Source organism: Shewanella sp. SW1 (assembly GCF_025653545.1).
Taxonomy (GTDB): Bacteria; Pseudomonadota; Gammaproteobacteria; order Enterobacterales; family Shewanellaceae; genus Shewanella; species Shewanella oncorhynchi.
In genome coordinates, this window is sequence record NZ_JAKKSG010000012.1 from 27,001 (window position 1) to 49,563 (window position 22,563).

The following is a 22,563-nucleotide window of genomic DNA, read 5'->3' on the forward strand; positions in this document are numbered from 1 at the left end:
AACCAGCAAATACAAAAAGGGCTGATATCAATATCAGCCCTTCTCTCTTACCATTAAACCTTCCGATTTTACTCTGAGGGTTTAGCCTTGTTTACGACGACCAAAAGCAAAAGGTAGCAACAACAAGCTTAACCAACCTAAGGCACCACCATCATCTTTCTTGGCTGGTGTTTCAGTCACAGATACAGACACAACACTTGAATCTTTATTGCCGTGGTTATCAGATACTGTCAGTTGGAATGAAACCGTCTGAGCAGAGCCACTCACGTTTGGTGCGACGAGATTAAGCTTGGCCGCATTAGCGTCAAAGTTAAAGCTGGTGCCCCCTAACTGAGTCCATTTGTAGGTCAAAGGATCATTGTTGGCATCCGACGACTTACTCGCATCGATGAACAAAGGTTTACCTTCTTGGACAGTGGCAGGAGCTTCAATCACAGCTACTGGCGCCACTTCTGGAACATCAAATTGATACTCCTGCTTCAAGATTTCAGCCGAGTCGTTATTCACTTTGTTGGTCAATGCCACTATGTTGCCTTGACTCGCCTTACGTGGCACTAAGTCAAACGTGACATCTAATGCCGCAGCAGCAGAGGCCATTTCGATAGTCCAAGTGATCTTATTGCCCACTTGCGCACCTTGATGGCTAATATTAGCCACTTCGTGACCTTCTGGTAATAACGCCTCTAGGGTGTAAACACGAGTTTCTTGCGTTTTGTTCGCTTCGATACGCGTCTTCATCACTTTAGCGGTGCCAGGTGTTAATTCACCAGAAACAGTACTGCCTAGAGGAGGTAATACGTCATCACTGACGCGCTCAAATACGACCGGAATTTTAACAGGTGCGACTTTGTCATCAGTGGTGGTCAGCGTCAGCATAGCTATGCCAGCATCTCCCACTAGCATCGCTTGTTTCCATGCTAAGTTGACATTGAAATCTTTATGATCACCCGTAAGATTTGCTGTTAAGTTATCACCCGCTTCATCGTATAACGTCACTTGTTTCAAACTAAAGGCATCATCCGCATCGGCTGCAGATGCCTGATAGTTTTGTACAACGACAATATACTCACCCTTCACTGGGTTCTTAATGGATACACTTTCCTTTGAACCGCCAAACGCAGAAGATGCCGCGATAGAAAGCTTGCTACCGTCTTTCTTATCGAGTATCACAAACATGTCTAAGTCAGGAGAGGTTGTATTACCGATTGATGCATTGAAATATAAAGCTTTATCTTCAACATTAAAGCTAAATACTTTTACGCCATCGGCCAAATCATCAAATGCACTATCGGTATTTGAATCCTGTTTCACACTTGATTCATAAGTAGCGCTTAATTTAAGTGCAGTCACTGTCGCCGCAACACCCGGTAGGTCAATCGCTTTCAAGTGCGCCAAATTACGTTCATCTGCATCACGTGAGGCTGAAACATTAACCAAAGCAGGTAAATCGCGTTTAGCTATCTTAGCAACGATCGGCATATTAGCCGCTGGGAAAGTATCGGACGTTAATACTAAGTTACCAAAGCCCCAACTTGCACCGACGTCAGTCACATCCGCAGTCACTGTAATCGTTTGGCTTTCACCTTTTTTGAGATTAAAGCTCTCTGGCGTCACAGTTAACGCGAATTTATCCGTTGCGGAAACGCCTTTTGCAGTCCAGCTACCATCAGCCGTTGCAGTGACAGTACGTGTCCAAGTACAAGTATCGATACAACGTGAATCAGCCATGCTTGGAATGTTTAGCTTACGTGGATCGCCACCTGTCGAAGGATTAGCAATCTCGTAGTTTAAGGCACTTTCATCCATCACTAAGCCCGTTTTTGCCGCTAAATCAACACGAATACGACCGGCTCCTACGTCGAACGGATCAGCAACGGTTTTACCATCGGCTTTTTTCATGGCTTGGGCTGTCGTTGCCGTCATCATTAGCGCAGAACGAATGTTATCTGGCGTCCAATCCTTATGTAGCGATTTAAGTAACGCACCAGCACCGGCAACGTGAGGACTCGCCATTGAAGTACCTGACATCAAAGTGAAATCAGCAGGATCTGTACCTGTTTCATCATGGCCAAACTGTTGGTCGGAATAAGCTGCGTAGATGTCACTGCCCGGTGCAGCGACATAGGGTACGAGTACATCGTTAGTCAGATTAGGTCCAATCAATGAACTGGCAGATAAAACATCCGCTTCTTTACTGGCAACTTTAGGGGTTGGAGACAGCGTGATTTCAAGAGCAGGATTTGCCGCCATAGCAGCAATCAATTCTAAGCCATCAATATCACCAATAAATACCGCTGGAATATTCAATTTATCCAGCCCCGACATAGTCAGACGCGCATTATTTTCACCATCTCTATTGAAAACAATCACACCCTTAGCGCCAGCTTCCATTGCTGCGGCCACTTTGATATCGAATGAGCAAACACCGCGTCTTAAAACGGCGATCTTGTCTTTAAAGGCATCTGCTGGGAACGGTTTACAGGCTTCAAAATTGGTCGCATCAATTGCGCCAGCATAAAGGGGAACACCTTTGAGCACTTCAGTTTGAACCGGACCAGAACCAGCAGTGTAATGATAGTTTTTACCATTAAATTCCACGGCGCGTACTATGTCACGGTTATGAGTCGAGTTAGCTACCGAAGTATACCAAGGTGCATTTTTAGGCGTAGAGTAAGGTGTTTGATTAATCGCAGGGCTCGTGTTTGTCGCGGCACGTGTGTTACCCGCAGCCACTGCAGCAAAAATCCCCGCATTACGCGCGGCTAAAAAGCCTTGTTCCGTCGCACTATTCCACGGGTTTCCACCGCCACTGATAGAAAAGTTAAGCACATCGACGCCATCTTTAATCGCATCATCTAAGGCTTTTAAAATCGGTGCACTTGGACACCCTGAATAAGTGTCGCCCGCATTACCTGGATTACAAATTTGATAGGCTATGATGTTCGCGTGGGGGGCCACACCTGAGATTTGTTTAAATTCAAGGCCTGTCGCAATGCCATCGCTTTCTAACTTACCTGTTTCACCTTGCACATAAGGCACATTCACTAGGATGTTACCTGCTGCGGTACTCGCAACGTGAGTACCATGCCCACCGTAATCCTCACCATTTTTAGCTGGAGGGGTGTCACCAAACACTTTTGCATCGTCGTAGTTATTTGTTATCTCAGAGTAACTGCGAACTCCAATCAACTTGTCATTACACATGCTCGCGAAATCAGTTTTACAATCACCAATATAGATACCTTGACCTAATGGGTTTGTGTGGTCATAGCCATCTTGGCCAACATCAGCGAAAGAAGCATGATCTGAGTTAATACCTGAGTCGATAATACCGACGATCACGCCTTCCCCCATGGCTTTCGTGCCCGTCGCGCTGCCATCCCATACATTAGGAGAACCGATAAGCGCTTGACTGACATCGGTTTCCATTTGCTCCATACGCTCGCGCTCAACAAACGCAACCTCAGGTAACTCAGCCATTTTCTTCGCTTGAGCTTGAGTCATGCGAACCGCCATACCGTTTAACGCATACTGATATGTCGTTAATGGTTGCAGATTGGTGCCAATAGCCGCACTCGCGTTAGCTAAAAATCGGTTCTGTTTTACTTTCAAATAACTAACATAACTTTTGACTTCAGCTTTAGAAGCATCAAGTTTACCGTTCACAGCAACCTTTGAAGTACCGTTTACCTGCACTCTTTGTGAACTAGTCGCTTTCAATCCTGGAATAGTTCCTTGGTAATTAGCAACCGAACTATCGCGTAAACGAACGATATAAGTATATTCACCCTCACCTAAATCTGCTTCAGGTACAAACTTAACCTCAGCTCCGGCAGCGTTACCGCGTAATGAAGTGACTTGTAATTCACTTGGAATATCTAACTGCAAGGTTTCCCCCGTAGGTGATAATACGGTTTGTGCATTTGCCGCCGACGATAACAGTGCCATAGACACTGCTAATGCTATTTTAGTTTTCATTGTGACTTCCCTAATTCTTATAAGTTGTATGATTTATAAAACTCAGGTTTGGGTGGCATGAAAACGCTGCGGCAACCAAAAACATCACCCGTAACTGACATTTTTTATGAATAACCATTCAATTTACTGTGATGATGATCACTGAGTTTTATCGCGATAATTTGTAACACGTGGTGATACAAATTAAAACAGTAAGTTAACAGAACGTAATTCAGTAAATGATGAACAACCTCATACCTTGTTAAAATAAATCCATATAACCTTTATCAGACTATTTTACGTCCCAACGATAAGTCGTAGTATAAAAATCGATAAAAAACAAATAATAAACATTAAATCATATAGTTAAACTTAACCTTTAAGTGTCATCTCAAAAATACTCTTAGGTTAAACAGAATGAATACCCGTAAATAAATATTGTTTTTTATACATATCATTAGTTACAAAATAAATGCAAAAGACCCTAAATAAAACAATAAAGAATCAAAAGCTAAACATTAAATTAACAAATTGTATGCATTTTGTATTTGTATAATATTTTACAAAATGATACCCCTTATAAAAATTAACTAACTTATGCATTAATATTCTTAATCCTGTATGGAGCAAATTAATACTTAATCTCACATTTACAGCATAGCAAGCGGATTATTGACCACAAAAAAGCCCTTTCAATATCGAATTGAAAGGGCTAAATCTTCATCAATATAAAAACAATATTATTGCAGTTATGGCCAGTGGTTAATTCGCCATCACCGCCTTCATTAACACTTCTGTCGTGAACTTATCATTATTGATAACAGGGAACCTGTCATAGGTTTGGAAGATCACTTGGTCTTGAAACTTGATCATCGCCACTACGCCATATTGGATACTTTTATCGATCGATTTAGCGGGCAATGTAAATTTAAATGGCACAGGTGCTCTGGCGATATTGAAGGTTTTTTGTGCGACGATGACACCTGGAGTATTCAAATCAATAATGGCAATAATGATTTGGCAGCCTTGAGGTAATGGGATCTTCTCTAGATAGCCAGCTGCGCCATTGATGATAATCGGTTGATCAGGTGTTACAGTCACGCAGCCATTGAGCAAGACAGCCATGAGAGAGAACAATATAAACGATTTTATTTTCAGATACATACTAACGTCCTTTTACCATGCGTATCAGGCCTTCTTGGGTAGAAGAAGCCACTAACTCGCCTTGTTGATTGAAAAACTGCCCTCTGACGTAACCTCTGCCACCGCTAGCATTAGGGCTATCGATACTGTAAAGCAACCACTCTCCCATATTAATCGGACGGTGGAACCACATCGCATGGTCGATCGTCGCCATTCGTACCCCAGGACTTAAGAAGGATACACCGTGGGGCTGAGCTGCCGTGACTAAAAAGTTAAAGTCTGAGGCATAGGCGAGTAAATATTCATGGATATGGGCATCATTTGGCATAGGACCATTAGCCCTCATCCAAACATAACGGTACGGCTCGGTTTCTTTAGGCGCAAAAGGGTGCAGTGGATTGACCAATCGCATCTCAATTGGCGCATCGGCCATAAACTTTTCAAGTATGCTCGGCGGTACTTTATCCCGCATCGTCAGCGCCAATTCCTGCTGATTCAACAAACCTTCAGGTCCGGGCACTTGCGGCATAGCGGCTTGATGACTAAAGCCTTCCTCAGGTTCTTGGAAGGAGCAGGTCATATGAAAAATGGGGCGACCTTTTTGAATAGCACTAACCCGACGAGCGCTAAAACTACCGCCATCACGCATATTTTCCACTTCATAAACAATCGGCAACTTCTCGTCACCTGCACGTAAAAAGTAGGAGTGTAATGAATGGATCTTACGCTCAGCAGCTACTGTCTGTTTTGCGGCGCTCAGTGCTTGGCCCATCACTTGACCACCAAACACATGCCCAAAACCCAGATCTTGGCTTTGACCACGAAAGAGGCCAATTTCAATTTGCTCAAGGGAAAGTAATGATAAAAGATCGTCTAATACCTGACTCATGGGATCCTACTGCGTAATTAGCAATTAATCTTAAAGGGTAACTCAGTTAGCCTTAAGCTGACCAGTCTTCTATCGATTATTCACAATCAAATCATCACTCCAACGGTGAGGAATTAAACGAGGCACGCTGGATTATCTATGTTATTTATTGTGGTTAGCATTTACGGCTTTATTGAGCCACTTACTGCATTTAAATCGCTATAGATGCAGGCTTAGTTCAAATACAAGCATGATGAATCAATCGATTTTAATGTGATGTTCTAGCGCACTTAACTTAGACCAAGACAACACTTTATCCTCTCCACAGGAGTGCAAAGTCACGGGGAAGGATTGGTGTAACTGTGGCCACTGCTGCGCGAGGTTATCTGGCGTAAAAAGACCTTCATTAAAATACATAGGCTGAAACTCGACAAACATGCCGTGGCTAACACTGCCCGCTCCGGCGAGTAGATGTTGACCATTTGGCGCCTGTTCACTCACCAAGAAAGCCGTAGTAGCCGTTAATGATTCAAAGGAAAATAGCGGCTGAATCGCACTCGCTAAATGTTTGGCCGTCATCGCGGTTACGGCCTGAGGGCATAAACTATTGACTCGGATATTATGAATTTCACCTTCTAATGATAAGCTATTCACCATGCCGACCAGCGCCATCTTGCTCGCACTAAAACCAACTTGATGCAAGTCACCGAACAAGGCCGAGGCTCCCGTTGTCATCATTATCCGGCCAAAATGCTGTTGTTGCATATAAGGCCAAACAGCTTGAGTGAGATAAAAGCTGCCATTGAGATCGACATCCAATTGCCGTTGCCACTGCTCAAGTTTAATGTGCTCAAAGGGACAAGCACCATAAACGCCCGCGTTATTAATCAAGATATCAATGCGATGCCAGCGTAGGATCACCTCTTCAATCATGCTATTCACTTCATTTCGCTGACTCACATCAAGCACAAAATAAATGCAATCTCCACCGAGTTTAATAATGCTGCAATAGGTCTGCATTAATTCTAAGTTAGCTTGGCTCGTCTGAGCGCCGTCGGTGGAAATTGACTCATAAGACGATAACGGCTGGTCGACGAGTATCACTTTTGCCCCCCGTTCAGCCAACATGATGGCATACGCTCGACCTAACCCAGCCGCAGCCCCAGTGACTAATGCCACCTTATTGTCAAAACGCATCCAAATATGTCCTTATCGGCATTGTTGTAGCGGCAAAAAATAACGAGCATAGGGTAACAACCGCCTATGCTATCTACTAAACAGAGTATTTAGCGTTACGCCTATGTCATGGACAGCACAAAGCCTCCATCAACATTAACTATGGAAACACAGACTTTTTTGATTTTCTTTGAACTTAACGACAAATCTCATCCTGCATCAGTGAACATATGTGCGCCAATTCAAACTCTGTTAAATGCGTTTATTAGATAGTGCTCACTTTCGTGTTAAATCTTGTTATGCTATGCGCTAATTGAGCCCTTGCTCGGTACCATTTCCATTTACCAATAACGACTGGACGCCATGAATCCTTGGATTTTAGCAATAAGACCCCGTACGCTACCCGCGGCCATAGGTCCCCTACTGATAGGCAACATTCTCGCCCTGCATCTTGAGAGTTACAGCTGGTTAATCGCTGCCACTTCAATGTTGTGTGCTGTCTTATTACAAATCGCCGTCAACCTCGCTAACGACTATTTTGATTTTAAAAACGGCATAGATACAGACGAGCGCTTAGGGCCCGTTCGCGTGACTCAAAGTGGTTTAATTTCACCAACAAGCGTTCGCAATGCCATGATATTTTGTCTCTTAATGGCGCTTGCCGTGGGATCATATCTGATTTGGCACGGAGGCTGGCCCATCGCCATTCTCGCCGCAGCCGCTATTTTAGGTGCTCTTGGCTACAGTGGTGGCCCCTATCCCCTCGCCTCCCATGGGCTCGGTGAAGTAGCGGCATTTGTCTTTTTTGGCTTAGTTGCAGTGGTGGGCAGTTATTATCTGCAGGCAGGCGATACGACTATTAATGCTTGGTTATTAGGTTGTGCGATTGGCTTATTTAACGCTGCGATTATGTTGGTGAATAACACTCGCGACATCCGTACCGACACCCAAGCGGGCAAGCATACTCTAGCGGTACGTATTGGCGAAGCTCAGGCAAAAGTGCTTTATCAAGCCTTAATCTATTTGCCCTTTGGCTTAGTCATCGCTGGCTTTTTATTCGGTATTTTACCCGGTTTACCAGTACTACTTGCGGGATTATCTCTGCTTATTGCCCGCAAACTCAGTAGCGATTTTTATGCAGTTTCTGGTGAAGCCTTAAATCCGTTACTCGGCCGCACAGCTAAGTTAACCATGATTTTCAGTACCTTGTTTAGCGTGGGTTTAGTGTTTACCGCATAAGAGTAAATCCGCTAAGCTAATACTACACCACAGCTCAATGCTGAATATAAAAAGGTTCATATCTTCGATAGATACGAACCTTTTTTATTGGCCGCAGCACGACTTTAATTTGGCTTATTATCGACGAGGGAAATCCTACCCCCCATTTATTGCCAGATATAACCAGAGATCAGCGTGTTTAACAAAATACCATTAAAGTTGCGTTCGGCATGGGATGAACCATTATGGCCTGCACCAAAACACACATGTAGCGGTAATAAATGTTCTTCCCGCGGATGACTAAAACGCGCTTCAGGGGCTGATTGCCAATGAGTTAATGCTGCTTTTACCTCGGCAGAACTAACACTTGCCGTTAAAGTTTGCGTCAACCAATGATCAAATTCTGCACTGCGGCTTTGCACTGTGAGATCGCTTGAGAAAAATGCCCGCATATTGTGAAACGACATGCCAGACCCCACGATCAACACCCCTTGGTCCCGCAGCGGCGCTAAAGCCTCCCCAATCGTTATATGGATTTTAGGATCGAGGCTGTGGACTAACGACATCTGCACCACGGGAATATTCGCCTCAGGATACATCAACTTAAGTGGTACAAAGGTACCGTGATCAAATGCGCGTTCGCTATCTAAGCGGGTGGTGATGCCCTTATCCGCTAGCATATTCGCAATCTGTGCGGCTAATTCTGGCTCACCAGGTGCAGGATATGTCAGTTGATAAGCCTCAGGTGGAAATCCATAGTAATCATACAAAATACTTGGCTTTGGGCTACTCGACAAAGTCACCACAGATTCTTCCCAATGGGCAGTGATCAACACAATCGCCTTCGGAGTTGGCATTGGCGCTGTTACTGAAGTTAAAAATGCACGCAACTCCCTATGATTAACATCATTGAGCAAAGGCATTGGGCCACCACCGTGGGGCACAAATAGCACAGGCATACGACTCGCGTTAACTTGCATCATAATCCTCTCGTGTTGATTAACTTATATCTGTACTACTGGCTTTAAACTCAGTATTTCTCACTTAACTCACTGTTCTACATAACACTTCAATGCACGCTTAAAAAGCGGAGCGATTCAGCACCAACTGCCGCTGAAATCGCACTAAACGCTCAACAATTTCATCCAGTTTAATAATCAGAAAGAGTCCTGCCGATAAGCTCAATGCCAGCAATGCATTAATCGGCGCTTCATAGTTAAAGTGGAAATAAATCGCCCCCATCATAATCGCCAGTAAACCGCTCGCCGATAGCACTCGGTAGTCACGTAGACACAACCCAAGGGCGCCAATCACTTCCATCAAACCAATAAAATAACCAAAACCAGTGGGAAGATTCATTAATGTGAACGGAACATGGAACATAGACACGCCAAATAACTTGGCAAATCCCGAGATGAAAAACACTATGCTCATCGCCAATGTGACGGTTGCAGCGGCGCGATTGAGTGTATTGGCACAAAGGAATAACTTCTGTGTATCAACCTCTGCAACTAAGCCATTGATACTTGAACCCTTAGTATCACATAAGTTTGAAAATCGCATCGCACACACCCCATTGATCTTAATATTGCCGTCAATCTTAGGCATAAATGCGCAGACGACGAGCGAGAATGGAGTAAATTATGAGCCGATAAAAGATAAATAAATATGGAATAAAATCTAAGATCTCTTAAACTAATAATTTATAACTTGCGAGCAATCCTTGTGACCTTAGACCAACTGCTGATGTTTAAAACCGTAGCTGAGGCGGGCTCACTCAAAGCTGCCAGTGACAAGCTACATAAAACCCAACCCGCCATTAGCCAAAGTATCAAACAGTTAGAATACCAACTCGATCTTATCCTGTTTAATCGCGAAGGTTATCGACTCGCCATCACTGAGCAAGGTCGAAAACTGCTGCAACATACCCTGCGGGTACTGAATGAAGCGCAAGAAATGAAGCAAGTAGCGAAGCATTTAGCCAAAGGCAACGAAGCGAGTATTACCTTAGCTTTTGAAGCCTCCTTTAATCTTGCTCGGATTTTGCCGATTTTAGAACTGACTCAAAATGAGTTCCCATATACTCAAATTATTCTGAAACAAGAGTTTTTAACTGGAGCACTCGAAGCGCTAAATCAAGATAAAGCCGAAATCATCATCTCCGCAGGCGGAATTGAGCCCATACGCTCGAGTCATTTAGAATTAGCCTATTTATTTTCCGGTAGTCTGCTCGATGTCGCCGCACCGCGCATGCTTGAGCGTCATCCAACACTGACCTACGCACGAGAGCTCGTTAATGAATACCAAATCGTGATCCAAGATACGGGCTCAGGCACTGCGAATATTGAGTTTGGGGTACAGGCGGGGCAACGACGTTGGTATGTTAATGATTTTTATACCAAGAAAATGCTTATTCAAAGTGGTATGGGCTGGGGCAAGCTGCCGCACTATATGATTGAAGACTCACTCAAACAAGGTGCATTGATTGCACTGGATCTGCGTGAAAGGCAAAACAATATTCAACTCGATTACTATGTGATGCGAAAACCCCACTCACCTTTAGGCCCTGTCGCCCAAGCACTCTGGCAAAAGCTGATCGCCTTTGCTACTGATGAACTTGCATAATTAAAAAGTAAAAAGGGCCAACAGGCCCTTTTAAATCAAACAAAAACTACTGTATTTCTTGTTTGGCAATGGCACGATCTAACTTAGCTCGTTCAACTTCGGGTGACGCCTTAATCGCGTTCACTAAGCTGATGAGATCTGTGCCTTCTTCAGCGGCTAACAAGAGTAAATTACTCTTGTTCTGCCAATCCACTTTCAGGCCATGAGCTTTTGCAAAATCCGCAGCAGAAACACCAGGTTTGAGCTTAACAACCAATTTTCCTGTCATTTCTGCAAATGGCTTACCAGACTGAGTCACCACTTTTTGCCCTTTCGTCAACTGTTTTGCTTCTTTCACCACGCCAGCGTCAGTTTTGACAAAATATTGGCTGTCTAAGTTCAAGAATTGCGCTCGGCTCATAGTAACCTCTTTTACTTCTTCCTGAGGTTTATCCAAATCGATTTTGTCATGTGCCATAGCTTGTGCAGATAACATAAGAGCAACTGCAACTAATGATAGATTCAATGCTTTCATTTAATACTCCTTAAGATGCAGACTTGGCAGCGTGGCCATGGAAACGAATTGACCAACCTTTCAATTTACCATCAGCTTCGTTAGCAATAGAAATAGGAGTACGGCCTTTATCAAATTGAATAAACGAGTAGTCCCCGCTATTTACATCGATAAGCTTGATAGTCCATTCACCCTTTGATGATTCACCATAGAAAGCATTAGACAGCATAGGCGTCGCATCGAAACCTGTTACTAAATCTTCTGGGTTGGTTTTATCCATGACACCTTGATATACCAAACCATTATAAGGCGTCATTAACACACTTTTAGTTCCTGCTGGAGATATTAGCTCAACAGCCAGATCCGGTAGGCGTAAGTGATCTGCCGTTAACTCGATTTGTACAGCTTCAATCACTAAATCATCCGCCACCACTTGAGTATCACTGACACCATTGACGTCCGCATCAGGAATCGTTTTTGCCAATTCTTGACTTGCTTGCCATTCAGTTACCACGTATTCACCTAAATCCTCAGCATAGGATTTAGCCAGTTTTACCGCTTCGCTGACGTTAACACGGCCAAAACCATAAAAATTATGGAATGAATAACCCGCAGCATTTTGTTGCCATCCCGGAATAGCAGCATATTCTGGAGCACCTTCACCCTGACCAATAGTAACGGTTTTAGCCGCAATATCAGCTTTCACTTTGGTTGAAGTTTTGGCTAGAACATGACGTATATCGCGCCAAGTTAAATCTGGATTTGCACTCATGATCACAGCGACTGCACCTGAAGTATTTGGTGCCGCGGATGAGGTACCGTTCATCGTTGAAGTGTAATCACAATTTGAGTTTAAAGGATGTAACCCACCGTGGAACGGCGTGCTTGGACGATCTTCTGCAATCGCTGAACCACTCTTACACCCCATAAAATCCGTTGTTACAATCGCAGGATCATCACCCCCATCTTCACCACCGGGGGCTGTTACAAAAATATTCGAGCCCACAGATGAATAGCTAGAGAGTTCACCATTAGCATTAATCGCGCTAACGACTAAGTTATAAATGTTAGCATTGTCAGAGGACATGTTGGAATTATGGAAAGGTAAACCATGGTTAGCGGGATTTTCCGCCGTTGCCGTGAAGTAATCTCCCGGTATCCAAAAAGTATTCCAACGGTAGTATTTATAACCATTACCTGCCGATTTAACGAAGATACTGCCTTTACCATCGAAGCTTTGAGTTGCAATATCTTGATAAACTTCGGTTTCATCTTCATTAAATTTATCGGGAAATGGCACACTGTAACCATAGCTTTGGTTAAAGACACGCGCACTGTCGCTGTAGGCACTGGCACCATGTGATTTTGTAAAGTTTTCAAATGTTTGAACATTTTTAACTTTGCCTGTTGGGTCAGAATCTAAGAAGTTGAAACCAATCAATTTTGCCTTAGGCGCCACACCGCGACCACCGATACCATTCCAACCTTCGGCTGCAATAATCCCACCTACTGCAGTACCATGAGCAGCATCAGCAGAACCGGAGAAAGGTGTAGGGTCAACAGTACCAGTAATTAAATTGTATGAGCCACCATTCACACTGTTGTTCATCAGATCTGGATGAGCAATTTCTAAGCCGCTATCCACCACTGCGACGATCACGCCTTGTCCCATAAATTGGTCTGAAATAGCACCACTCACATTCATATCTTCACCAGCGACACCACGGTTTAGCGCAAAAGCATTCTGTCCTGTATTTTTTAAATGCCACTGGTAAGCATATAATGGATCGCCATTTCTGATATGGATCGTTAAGCTGGCCTCTGCTTGATACTGACCGTCAGATACTTTAAATCTGACAACTTCAGTACCTTCACTCGCATCGGAAGAATAAGTGAATTCACCAGTATTCTTATTAACTAGAGTAAAAGTACCTAATTTTAAATCAGTAGGATCAACTAAAGAGTAAGTCAAACCACCTTCGACATCTGTCGCATCTAATTTGCCGGTGAATAATAGAGACTGCGACACATCAATGGTCATATCGACAGTTGTTGGTGCTGTGTTGACCTTAGCAACTGGCTCAGGAGCCTTTTTGTCACTTCCACAAGCCGTCAATAAGGCGGCCGTGATGCTTAATGCAACAATGGACATACGCATGGATAGACATTCCTTCTTGTCATTACATTTTATTATTTAATATTGGATAACTAGGATTTATTCGTTATTTATCCGCATTAAATACTGTTATTTTAATTATTATTGAACACCAAAAACCAACATTAGCATTTATTGGTGATACATCTTTTAACATATGAATAATGAGAATGAAAACGACAATAAACAGAACGGTAGATTGAATATATATCTCCTAGCTATAAACCCAATAAAAATAGACATACTAAATTTAGTTTAACCTTTAAATCACAAGAAAATTAACCAATAAAATCATTAGACTAAATGTAATTTCAAGGAGTTACAATTAATAACACATCTGTTTGATTATATTTTAAAATATATTGTTACACTTTCATAAAAAATAAACATAACAACATGACGTACCAATTTAACCTCAAACAAATGGTTACACTTTAACAAGAGATAGAAATAACAACATGACGTACCGATTTAAATCTAATAAAATTATGAATATCTTATAAATACATAACGAACTTAAATATTGAGTAGCAATTCAAACCATAAAAAACATTAAAGCGTATTGAAATTAAATATTAGAAATGAACCGCTGAAAAACCATATATGCAGAAAATTAAAACCACAGACATGATCTTACTAACTATTAAATCTAATTAAGAATTTAACTCTAGGGATAAGGTCCGTCGCGAAAAAATAATAAAAAAGTCATAACTATTATCTTTGGAGATAATGAGTTAATTTTCAGTTCAAATCGATGTAGATCGGGCATAAAAAAACCCTCAATTATGAGGGCTTTTTTATAATATTACGTACGAATTTTCACATTCACTAAACCTTAGCCAAGGTGCGCTCTTTGGCGCTCCAATCTAAGTGATATTTCTCGCCGGCTGGGGTATCGATACGCTCAAATGTATGGGAACCGAAAAAATCACGCTGACCTTGGAGCAAGTTTGCCGGTAATGTTTCGCAGCGGTAACTGTCGTAATACGCCAGAGCTGAGCTAATACAAGGTGCTGGGATGCCTTGCATCACCGCAGTCGCGACTGCGGTACGCCATAGGCCTTGCTTTTCAGACAAGGCAGACGCAAAACTGTCCGCCATCAACAGATTGCTAAGATCGGCATTGTCTTCATAGGCTTGAGTGATTGATTGCAAGAACGTCGCGCGAATAATACAACCCGCACGCCAAATTTTTGCAATTTCAGCAAAGTTTAACTGCCATTTTTGCTCATGGGCCGTCATTGCCATCAACTGGAAGCCTTGCGCGTAACAACACACTTTCGCGCAATATAACGCACTTTCAAGGGCTTCAATCAACTGCGCTTTTTGCGCATCATCGATAGCAGGTGCATTTGGCCCAGCCAATTTCTGGCTAAGTTGTAAACGTAAGGATTTTTGGGTACTTACGGCGCGAGCATATACAGCTTCAGCAATCGTCGGTGCCGGACAACCAATTTGTAAACTGCTCACGGCCGTCCACAAACCCGTGCCTTTTTGGCCCGCTTTATCTAAGATCATTTCCACCAACGGTTTACCCGTTAATGGATCGGCCTGTTTTAAGACTTCGGCACTGATCCCCATCAAATAGCTGTTTAAGCTGCCTTTGTTCCAGCGTTCAAACACATCGCCCACTTCTGCAGCGCTCATGCCTAAACCGTCATGCAGCATTTGATACGCTTCGCAAATCAACTGCATGTCAGCGTATTCAATACCGTTGTGCACCATCTTCACATAATGGCCAGAACCCGCAGGACCAATATAAGTCGTGCATGGCTCGCCTTCTGTCACTGGATTACCCGGCTCAAAGCACTCTATGGGTAAACCTGTACTTGCATCAACCTTAGCGGCAATGGCTTTCCAAATAGGTGCAACGTGATGCCATGCATCGATATCGCCGCTTGGCATAAGTGATGGACCGAAACGCGCACCGACTTCACCGCCCGAAACCGCAGAGCTGAAAAATACAAACTGACCTTTGTAGCGCGCTTCACGCTCAACAGTGTCAGTCCATAGGCTGTTACCAGTATCGATAACGATATCATCGGACTCAATTCCGGCAGAAATCAAAGCACTACAGACACCATCGACGGGTGCACCCGCGGGAACAGAAAGCACAAGAATGCGGGGTTTTGTGAGACTGGCTAACATTTCGGTAAGATTAGCACAGCCAAGAATGCGAGGTTCGAGTCCAGCGCGTTCCTGTTTTTCTTGCTGTATAACACCATTAACTTTAACAGGATCGAGGTCAAATGCGCTGACGTGATATTGGTTATCCGCGATGTTTAGCGCGAGGTTTTTACCCATAACGCCAAGGCCAATTACGCCGATATCATTAAGATTGCTGTGGTTTTGCATTATATAATTCCCACGGGTCACAGAGGTTAGAGCTAACCAATTTTGAGGGGTAATTATACCGATCTTTGTAACTTAATTACCAGAGAGAAAAGGCGATGCATACGATTGGCAATCTCGATTACAGTGAGATTGCCAATCCCGTATTGCGAAACGGGTTAGTTAGAACTTAGCCCAAGTGATACTTGTATTGGCACGTTTATCGACAACTTAGTTTGCGAGTTTAAGCCCTAAAACCCCCAGTAATATCAGTATCAAACTGGCGATTTTCAGTAAGCTAACTCCTTCTCCTAACAGGATAATCCCTGCAATTGCGGTGCCCATAGCGCCAATACCGACCCACACGCCGTAAGCCGTACCGATAGGTAGCTGCTTAACCGCGAGTCCGAGTAACACTACACTCACGGCCATCGACGCCACTGTAAAGATACTTGGCCACAAACGTGTAAAACCTTCGGTATATTTAAGCCCTATGGCCCAACCAATTTCGAATAAACCCGCAAGAACTAATAAGAACCAACTCATAGTGAACTCCCATAAAGGGGTCGTCCCCATGTTAGATTAGGCGTATTTAGGGTCGTCCCTAAGCCATTTGATTACAGTAAAACTGTAGGTGATATAGCTGTACGTGATAACAGTACGTGACAGCTGTGCTGTGATAACTGTACGTGATGAGAATGCAAGACTAGCAAATTTGAGGTGAAAATTTCAATCTTTGATTTTGCCGAAATAAGAAATACCATGCGCAAAAAGGCGATAGCAAGCTTGGTCAGTTTACTATCGCCTTAATATTTCAACTCTCTATAAGACCTTTACACTCTTCCTATAAAAGCCTTTACGCTCTATTTCTTACACTAAAGCATCGGCATAACCCATGCGAGTGAGCGCGGTACGCACTAACTCTAAGGTCTGTGGATCTTCTATGGTCGCTGGCGCGGTATATTGCTGATTATCGGCAATTTTTCGCATAGTACCGCGTAAAATTTTACCCGAGCGCGTTTTAGGTAATTTTTGAATCGCACTCACTAACCTAAAGGAGGCGACGGGACCAATTTCTTGGCGTACCAGGGTTATTAACTGTTTATGCAGCTCTTCATCACTAATCGTCACGCCTTTCTTGAGTACCACTAATCCGAGGGGAACTTGGCCCTTAAGCGCATCATCTACCCCAATTACCGCGGCTTCGGCCACATCAGGGTGTTGACATAACACTTCTTCGAAGCGCCCCGTCGATAGCCTGTGTCCCGCTACATTTATGATGTCATCGATACGACTCATAATGTAGAGATAGCCGTCTTCATCGGTATAACCCGCATCGCCAGTTAAGTAATAACCTGGATACATAGACAAGTAACTATCTTGATAGCGTTGATCATTTTGCCACAGTGTCGTTAAGGTTCCCGGCGGTAGAGGCAATTTAATCACCACATTCCCTGAGGTATTGGGTGCAACTTGCTCACCCAATTCGTCCAGCACTTCAACCGCATAACCCGGCACAGGTAAAGCTGGCGAACCTGGTTTAATGGTAACCGGCGCTGTACCCATCAAGTTTGCTGCGACAGGCCAGCCCGTTTCGGTTTGCCACCAGTGATCAATAACAGGTTTAGCGAGCTTAGTGTGTGCCCAAACTAAGGTATCGGGATCGCAACGTTCCCCAGCCAAAAACACATTTTTAAGACATTTTAAATCAACACCTTGTAGATATTCACCATCAGGATCTTCACGCTTGATTGCGCGAATAGCCGTCGGCGCGGTGAAGAAGCTTTTAACCTTATATTTGGCAATCGTGCGCCAAAATGCGCCGGGATCTGGCGTACCAACAGGTTTGCCTTCATACATTAAGGTTGTAGCGCCCACCAGCAGCGGTCCGTACACAATGTAAGAATGACCCACAACCCAACCCACATCGGACGCAGCCCAAAACACATCACCCGCTTGAATATCGTAAATATGCTGCATCGACCAAGCCAGAGCCACGGCATGGCCACCATTATCGCGTACCACACCTTTAGGCTGACCCGTGGTGCCTGAGGTATAAAGCACATACAAGGGATCGGTAGCCTTAAGCGCGACACAGTCGGCCTTAGGTGCAGTTGCTAATGCGGCTTGCCAATCTAAGTCACGGCCCTCAAGTAAATCGGCCTGATACTGGCTACGATTCAAAATTAGGCAGTGATCAACCTGATGCACAGACTGAGCCAAGGCTTTGTCTAGTAAAGGCTTATAAGGAATGACGCCCGAGGGCTCAATGCCGCAAGATGCAGACAAGACCAATTTGGGTTTAGCATCATTGATCCGAGTCGCGAGTTCATTGGCGGCAAAGCCACCAAAAACCACCGAATGAATCGCACCGATGCGAGCACAGGCCAGCATAGCGAAGGCGGTTTCAGGCACCATAGGCATATAAATCACCACACGGTCGCCCTTCACTATACCAATAGATTGCATAAAGCCCGCGAGTCGGCTCACTTGAGCCTGTAACTCCCCGTAGCTAATGCCGTATTCAGTATCAGTAACAGGACTCACATACTGGATAGCCACTTGGTCACCGCGTCCAGCCAACACATGGCGGTCAACGGCGTTATAACAAGTGTTCATCTCACCATCGGCGAACCAGTGATAAAACGGCGCCTGCGATTCATCGAGCACCGTTTGCGCCGGCTTAATCCAATCGAGCGTCTTCGCCGCTTCTCCCCAGAAATCGGCTTTATTAAGCAAGGATGCTTGGTGCAACGCTTGATGTTTTTGTTGGTTCTGTTTTTGATTTGTGGCTTGCGCTACAGATGCATTTTGCTGTTCGGTCAACATATGTCCTCCAATCAGGACTGCGACTCACATCGTCAGCCGCAATAACTACCCCTTCCTGCTTCTATTATTAGCAAGGAGGTTTAAAGCCCACTATTAGACGTTAGCCTATAACCAGAAGATATTTGTGGTTTTATGTGAGAACACTAATTTAAAGCATACGTTTTAATCTCGCTGCACAGGCTTATGGCAATTGGGATTGACACTTTTTTGCCAACAGAATAAAAGCCAAAATCTTTACCTTTACGTAAACTTCATATATCTTGCTTAAAACTGATTATTTAGGGTGCATGAATGAGCGCAACGAACACACCACAAACGACTTACTCGATCAGTGATCTCTCAAAAGAGTTTGATATCACTACTCGTAGTATTCGTTTTTACGAAGACCAAGGTTTGCTTAAACCTAAACGCCGCGGCCAAACCCGTATTTATAGCCTCAAAGACAGGGTGCGTCTCAAGCTCATTCTTCGCGGTAAACGCTTGGGCTTTTCTTTGGCAGAAACCCGTCGTTTGTTCGAATTATACGATGCCGACAAGAGCAGCACCTCACAGCTCAATACCATGCTGGCGCTAGTGGAAGAAAAGAAGTCCGCACTACAACAGCAAATGGACGACATCAAAGTCGTATTAATGGAACTCAATTCCGCCGAGCAGCAGTGCCGTTTAGCCTTAGAAGATAACAAAACGGCAAAAGCCTAAATCCCCGTTGACACAAAATCAAATCAATTTGATGGCGATAACGACTACGGATTTAAGTACAAGATTTAAAAGACTCAAGCACCTAAAAATCATAAAAACTATAACAATCTGAAATTAGAACATCTGAAAGGACACAAGCAATGAACTCTCTCTACACAAGTCTAAATTTTGGCCTAGGCGAAGACGTCGATATGCTGCGCGATGCAGTGCAGGATTTTGCCGCGAATGAAATCGCCCCAATTGCAGCGAAAGTGGATCACGACAATGCCTTTCCCAATGAACTTTGGCCTGTGCTTGGAGGAATGGGACTGCTCGGAGTAACGGTACCCGAAGAGTTCGGCGGCGCGAACATGGGCTACCTAGCCCACGTCGTCGCAATGGAAGAAATCTCCCGCGCATCAGCTTCTATCGGCCTAAGTTACGGCGCCCACTCAAACCTGTGTGTCAATCAAATCAACCGTAACGGTAATGCAGCGCAAAAAGCCAAGTACCTGCCAAAACTGGTGAGCGGTGAGCATATTGGCGCGCTAGCCATGAGTGAGCCAAACGCGGGTTCTGACGTGGTTTCGATGAAGCTGCATGCCCGTAAAGAAGGCGACCGATTCATCTTAAACGGCAACAAAATGTGGATCACTAACGGTCCAGATGCACACACCTATGTCATTTACGCGAAAACCGACTTAACCAAAGGCGCACACGGTATTACCGCCTTTATCGTTGAACGTGATTCGAAAGGTTTTAGCCAAGCGCAAAAGCTCGACAAACTCGGCATGCGCGGCTCTAACACCTGCGAACTGGTGTTTGAAGATGTAGAAGTACCAGAAGAAAACATTTTAGGCGGCCTCAATAACGGCGTAAAAGTGCTGATGAGCGGCCTAGATTACGAGCGTGTCGTACTGTCTGGCGGTCCGCTGGGGATCATGAATGCCTGTATGGACATCGTTGTGCCTTACATCCACGAGCGTGAGCAATTTGGCAAATCCATCGGTGAATTCCAACTAGTGCAAGGCAAGTTAGCCGACATGTACACCGGCATGAATGCCGCCAAATCCTATGTCTATAACGTGGCAAAATCCTGCGATCGCGGTGAAACCACCCGTAAAGATGCCGCAGGCGCCATTCTTTATAGCGCAGAACTTGCCACCAAAATGGCACTGGATGCAATTCAACTGCTAGGCGGCAATGGCTATGTCAACGAATACGCCACTGGCCGCTTACTGCGTGATGCCAAGCTGTATGAAATCGGCGCCGGCACATCAGAAATTCGCCGCATGCTGATTGGCCGCGAACTGTTCAATGAGTCGAAATAACGCGAGTTTAAATAATCTCTCACAAGTGAATGGGTAGCACCTCACTGTAACTTACAGTTTGCGCCACCCATTCGAGCAAGGTGATACCGAGTTTCCGCTTTATAAGGACAATCAAAGTGACGCAATTAAGCAGTCGTATCAACGCCCGTAGCGATGAATTTAAAGCAAAATCAGACGATATGGCCGCCCTAGTGGCCGATCTCAAAACTAAACTCAATAAAATCGAACTCGGCGGTGGCCCTGTGGCGCTGGAGCGTCATTTATCCCGCGGTAAATTACTGCCACGTCAGCGGGTTGAAAAACTGCTCGATGCGGGTTCGCCCTTTTTAGAGCTATCGCAATTTGCGGCGTTTGAAGTTTATGACGAAGAAGTGCCCGCAGCGGGCATTATCGCTGGTATCGGCCGTGTGAGCGGTGTCGAGTGCATGATCATCGCCAACGACGCAACAGTTAAAGGCGGCACTTACTACCCGATTACCGTTAAAAAACACCTACGCGCCCAAGATATTGCCAGCCGTTGTCACTTGCCTTGCATCTATTTAGTCGACTCGGGCGGCGCTAACCTGCCCCGCCAAGATGAAGTCTTCCCCGACCGCGACCATTTCGGCCGCATCTTTTACAATCAAGCGCAAATGTCCGCTAAGGGCATACCGCAAATTGCTGTGGTGATGGGCTTATGTACCGCAGGCGGCGCTTATGTGCCGGCCATGGCGGATGAATCGATTATCGTAAAAGATCAAGGCACTATCTTCTTAGCTGGCCCGCCATTAGTCAAAGCGGCCACAGGTGAAGAAGTCAGCGCCGAAGAACTCGGCGGCGCCGAAGTGCACACTAAAATTTCCGGCGTAGCGGATCATTTAGCCCAAAACGATGAGCACGCGTTAGAGCTTGCCCGCCGCGCGGTATCACGCCTGAATCATCAAAAAGAAATCAAAAGTCTGCTGAGCCCAGTCAAACCACCTAAATTCGATATCAGCGAACTGTATGGCATTGTCGGCACTGATTTGAAAAAGCCCTTTGATGTAAAGGAAGTGATAGCCCGTATCGTCGATGATTCTGATTTTGATGAGTTTAAAGCCAACTATGGCGCGACCTTAGTGTGCGGTTTTGCCCGTATTCACGGCTACCCAGTCGGCATTGTCGCCAACAACGGCATTCTGTTCTCGGAGTCGGCGCAAAAAGGCGCGCACTTTATCGAACTGTGCTGCCAGCGCAAAATTCCACTGCTGTTCCTACAAAATATCACCGGCTTTATGGTGGGTAAAAAGTACGAACACGAAGGTATAGCCAAACACGGCGCTAAGATGGTGACCGCGGTTTCTTGCGCCAATGTGCCTAAATTCACTGTGATTATTGGTGGCAGCTACGGCGCGGGTAACTACGGCATGTGTGGCCGCGCGTTCGAACCGACCATGATGTGGATGTGGCCTAACGCCCGTATTTCTGTGATGGGCGGCGAGCAAGCGGCTGGCGTACTCGCCACAGTGCGCCGCGACGGTTTGGCCCGTAAAGGTGAAGAATGGTCACTTGAGGATGAAAAAGCCTTTAAAGCGCCGATTGTCGCCCAGTACGACAAAGAAGGTCATCCGTATCATGCCAGCGCCCGTTTATGGGATGACGGCATTATTGATCCAGCGCAAACCCGCGATGTGGTCGGCCTTGCCCTATCGGCGGCGTTAAACGCCCCTATCGAAGACACCCGCTTTGGTGTGTTCCGTATGTAAAGGCACATGTGAAAAACATATGTCACACAAGAAGA

Annotated in this window: 16 protein-coding genes; 5 read left to right on the plus strand and 11 right to left on the minus strand. The window is 44.8% G+C overall.

What is annotated here, in order from left to right:
* Window positions 1-81: 81 nt before the first annotated feature.
* From L5M71_RS12115 to L5M71_RS12130, 4 genes are all read right to left on the minus strand, one after another.
* Window positions 82-3,978 carry a S8 family serine peptidase gene (locus L5M71_RS12115; RefSeq protein WP_263207613.1) on the minus strand — a complete coding sequence of 1,299 codons (3,897 nt, stop codon included), beginning with the start codon at window positions 3,976-3,978 and terminating at the stop codon, window positions 82-84.
* Window positions 3,979-4,719: 741 nt separating this feature from the next.
* The gene (locus L5M71_RS12120; protein ID WP_028761096.1) at window positions 4,720-5,121 is read right to left on the minus strand and encodes a YbaY family lipoprotein; all 402 of its coding nucleotides are present in this window, start codon (window positions 5,119-5,121) and stop codon (window positions 4,720-4,722) included.
* Between the two features lies 1 nt (window position 5,122).
* Window positions 5,123-5,989 (minus strand): acyl-CoA thioesterase II, encoded by an 867-nt coding sequence (gene tesB / locus L5M71_RS12125; protein WP_028761097.1) that lies wholly within the window; start codon window positions 5,987-5,989, stop codon window positions 5,123-5,125.
* A 237-nt stretch (window positions 5,990-6,226) separates the two neighbouring features.
* Window positions 6,227-7,165 (minus strand): SDR family NAD(P)-dependent oxidoreductase, encoded by a 939-nt coding sequence (locus L5M71_RS12130; protein WP_173243966.1) that lies wholly within the window; start codon window positions 7,163-7,165, stop codon window positions 6,227-6,229.
* A gap of 342 nt (window positions 7,166-7,507) precedes the next feature.
* Here L5M71_RS12130 and L5M71_RS12135 point away from each other — a divergent pair, with 342 nt between their 5' ends.
* Window positions 7,508-8,383 carry a 1,4-dihydroxy-2-naphthoate polyprenyltransferase gene (locus L5M71_RS12135; protein ID WP_028761099.1) on the plus strand — a complete coding sequence of 292 codons (876 nt, stop codon included), beginning with the start codon at window positions 7,508-7,510 and terminating at the stop codon, window positions 8,381-8,383.
* A 146-nt stretch (window positions 8,384-8,529) separates the two neighbouring features.
* On the opposite strand, the gene L5M71_RS12140 is transcribed toward L5M71_RS12135, so the two are convergent.
* Window positions 8,530-9,345, minus strand: a complete 816-nt coding sequence (locus tag L5M71_RS12140) for a DODA-type extradiol aromatic ring-opening family dioxygenase (RefSeq protein WP_263207615.1) — start codon at window positions 9,343-9,345, stop codon at window positions 8,530-8,532.
* Window positions 9,346-9,442: 97 nt separating this feature from the next.
* Entirely contained in the window at window positions 9,443-9,925 is a 483-nt protein-coding gene (locus L5M71_RS12145; protein ID WP_263181591.1) for a DoxX family protein, read from the minus strand.
* Between the two features lie 162 nt (window positions 9,926-10,087).
* Here L5M71_RS12145 and L5M71_RS12150 point away from each other — a divergent pair, with 162 nt between their 5' ends.
* Window positions 10,088-10,987 carry a LysR family transcriptional regulator gene (locus L5M71_RS12150; RefSeq protein WP_263207618.1) on the plus strand — a complete coding sequence of 300 codons (900 nt, stop codon included), beginning with the start codon at window positions 10,088-10,090 and terminating at the stop codon, window positions 10,985-10,987.
* A gap of 46 nt (window positions 10,988-11,033) precedes the next feature.
* On the opposite strand, the gene L5M71_RS12155 is transcribed toward L5M71_RS12150, so the two are convergent.
* The 5 genes from L5M71_RS12155 to L5M71_RS12175 all read right to left on the minus strand — a co-directional run bounded on the left by L5M71_RS12155 (window position 11,034) and on the right by L5M71_RS12175 (window position 18,795).
* Entirely contained in the window at window positions 11,034-11,501 is a 468-nt protein-coding gene (locus L5M71_RS12155) for a hypothetical protein (RefSeq protein ID WP_168824329.1), read from the minus strand.
* A gap of 10 nt (window positions 11,502-11,511) precedes the next feature.
* A complete protein-coding gene (locus L5M71_RS12160; protein ID WP_168824331.1) occupies window positions 11,512-13,638 on the minus strand; it encodes a S8 family serine peptidase in 2,127 nt (708 codons plus the stop codon).
* Between the two features lie 825 nt (window positions 13,639-14,463).
* Window positions 14,464-15,990 (minus strand): NADP-dependent phosphogluconate dehydrogenase, encoded by a 1,527-nt coding sequence (gene gndA / locus L5M71_RS12165; protein WP_263207620.1) that lies wholly within the window; start codon window positions 15,988-15,990, stop codon window positions 14,464-14,466.
* Between the two features lie 207 nt (window positions 15,991-16,197).
* The gene (gene sugE / locus L5M71_RS12170) at window positions 16,198-16,512 is read right to left on the minus strand and encodes a quaternary ammonium compound efflux SMR transporter SugE (RefSeq protein ID WP_012089635.1); all 315 of its coding nucleotides are present in this window, start codon (window positions 16,510-16,512) and stop codon (window positions 16,198-16,200) included.
* A 324-nt stretch (window positions 16,513-16,836) separates the two neighbouring features.
* Window positions 16,837-18,795 (minus strand): propionyl-CoA synthetase, encoded by a 1,959-nt coding sequence (locus tag L5M71_RS12175; RefSeq protein ID WP_263166638.1) that lies wholly within the window; start codon window positions 18,793-18,795, stop codon window positions 16,837-16,839.
* A gap of 291 nt (window positions 18,796-19,086) precedes the next feature.
* On the opposite strand from L5M71_RS12175, the gene L5M71_RS12180 reads away from it, so the two are divergent.
* From L5M71_RS12180 to L5M71_RS12190, 3 genes are all read left to right on the plus strand, one after another.
* Entirely contained in the window at window positions 19,087-19,494 is a 408-nt protein-coding gene (locus L5M71_RS12180) for a MerR family transcriptional regulator (RefSeq protein ID WP_006082318.1), read from the plus strand.
* 140 nt (window positions 19,495-19,634) lie between these two features.
* On the plus strand, window positions 19,635-20,804 hold the full coding sequence (locus L5M71_RS12185) for an isovaleryl-CoA dehydrogenase (protein WP_113940993.1): 1,170 nt from the start codon (window positions 19,635-19,637) through the stop codon (window positions 20,802-20,804).
* Between the two features lie 116 nt (window positions 20,805-20,920).
* Complete coding sequence (locus tag L5M71_RS12190) at window positions 20,921-22,528, plus strand: carboxyl transferase domain-containing protein (protein ID WP_105252050.1); 1,608 nt, start codon at window positions 20,921-20,923, stop codon at window positions 22,526-22,528.
* Window positions 22,529-22,563 lie beyond the last annotated feature (35 nt).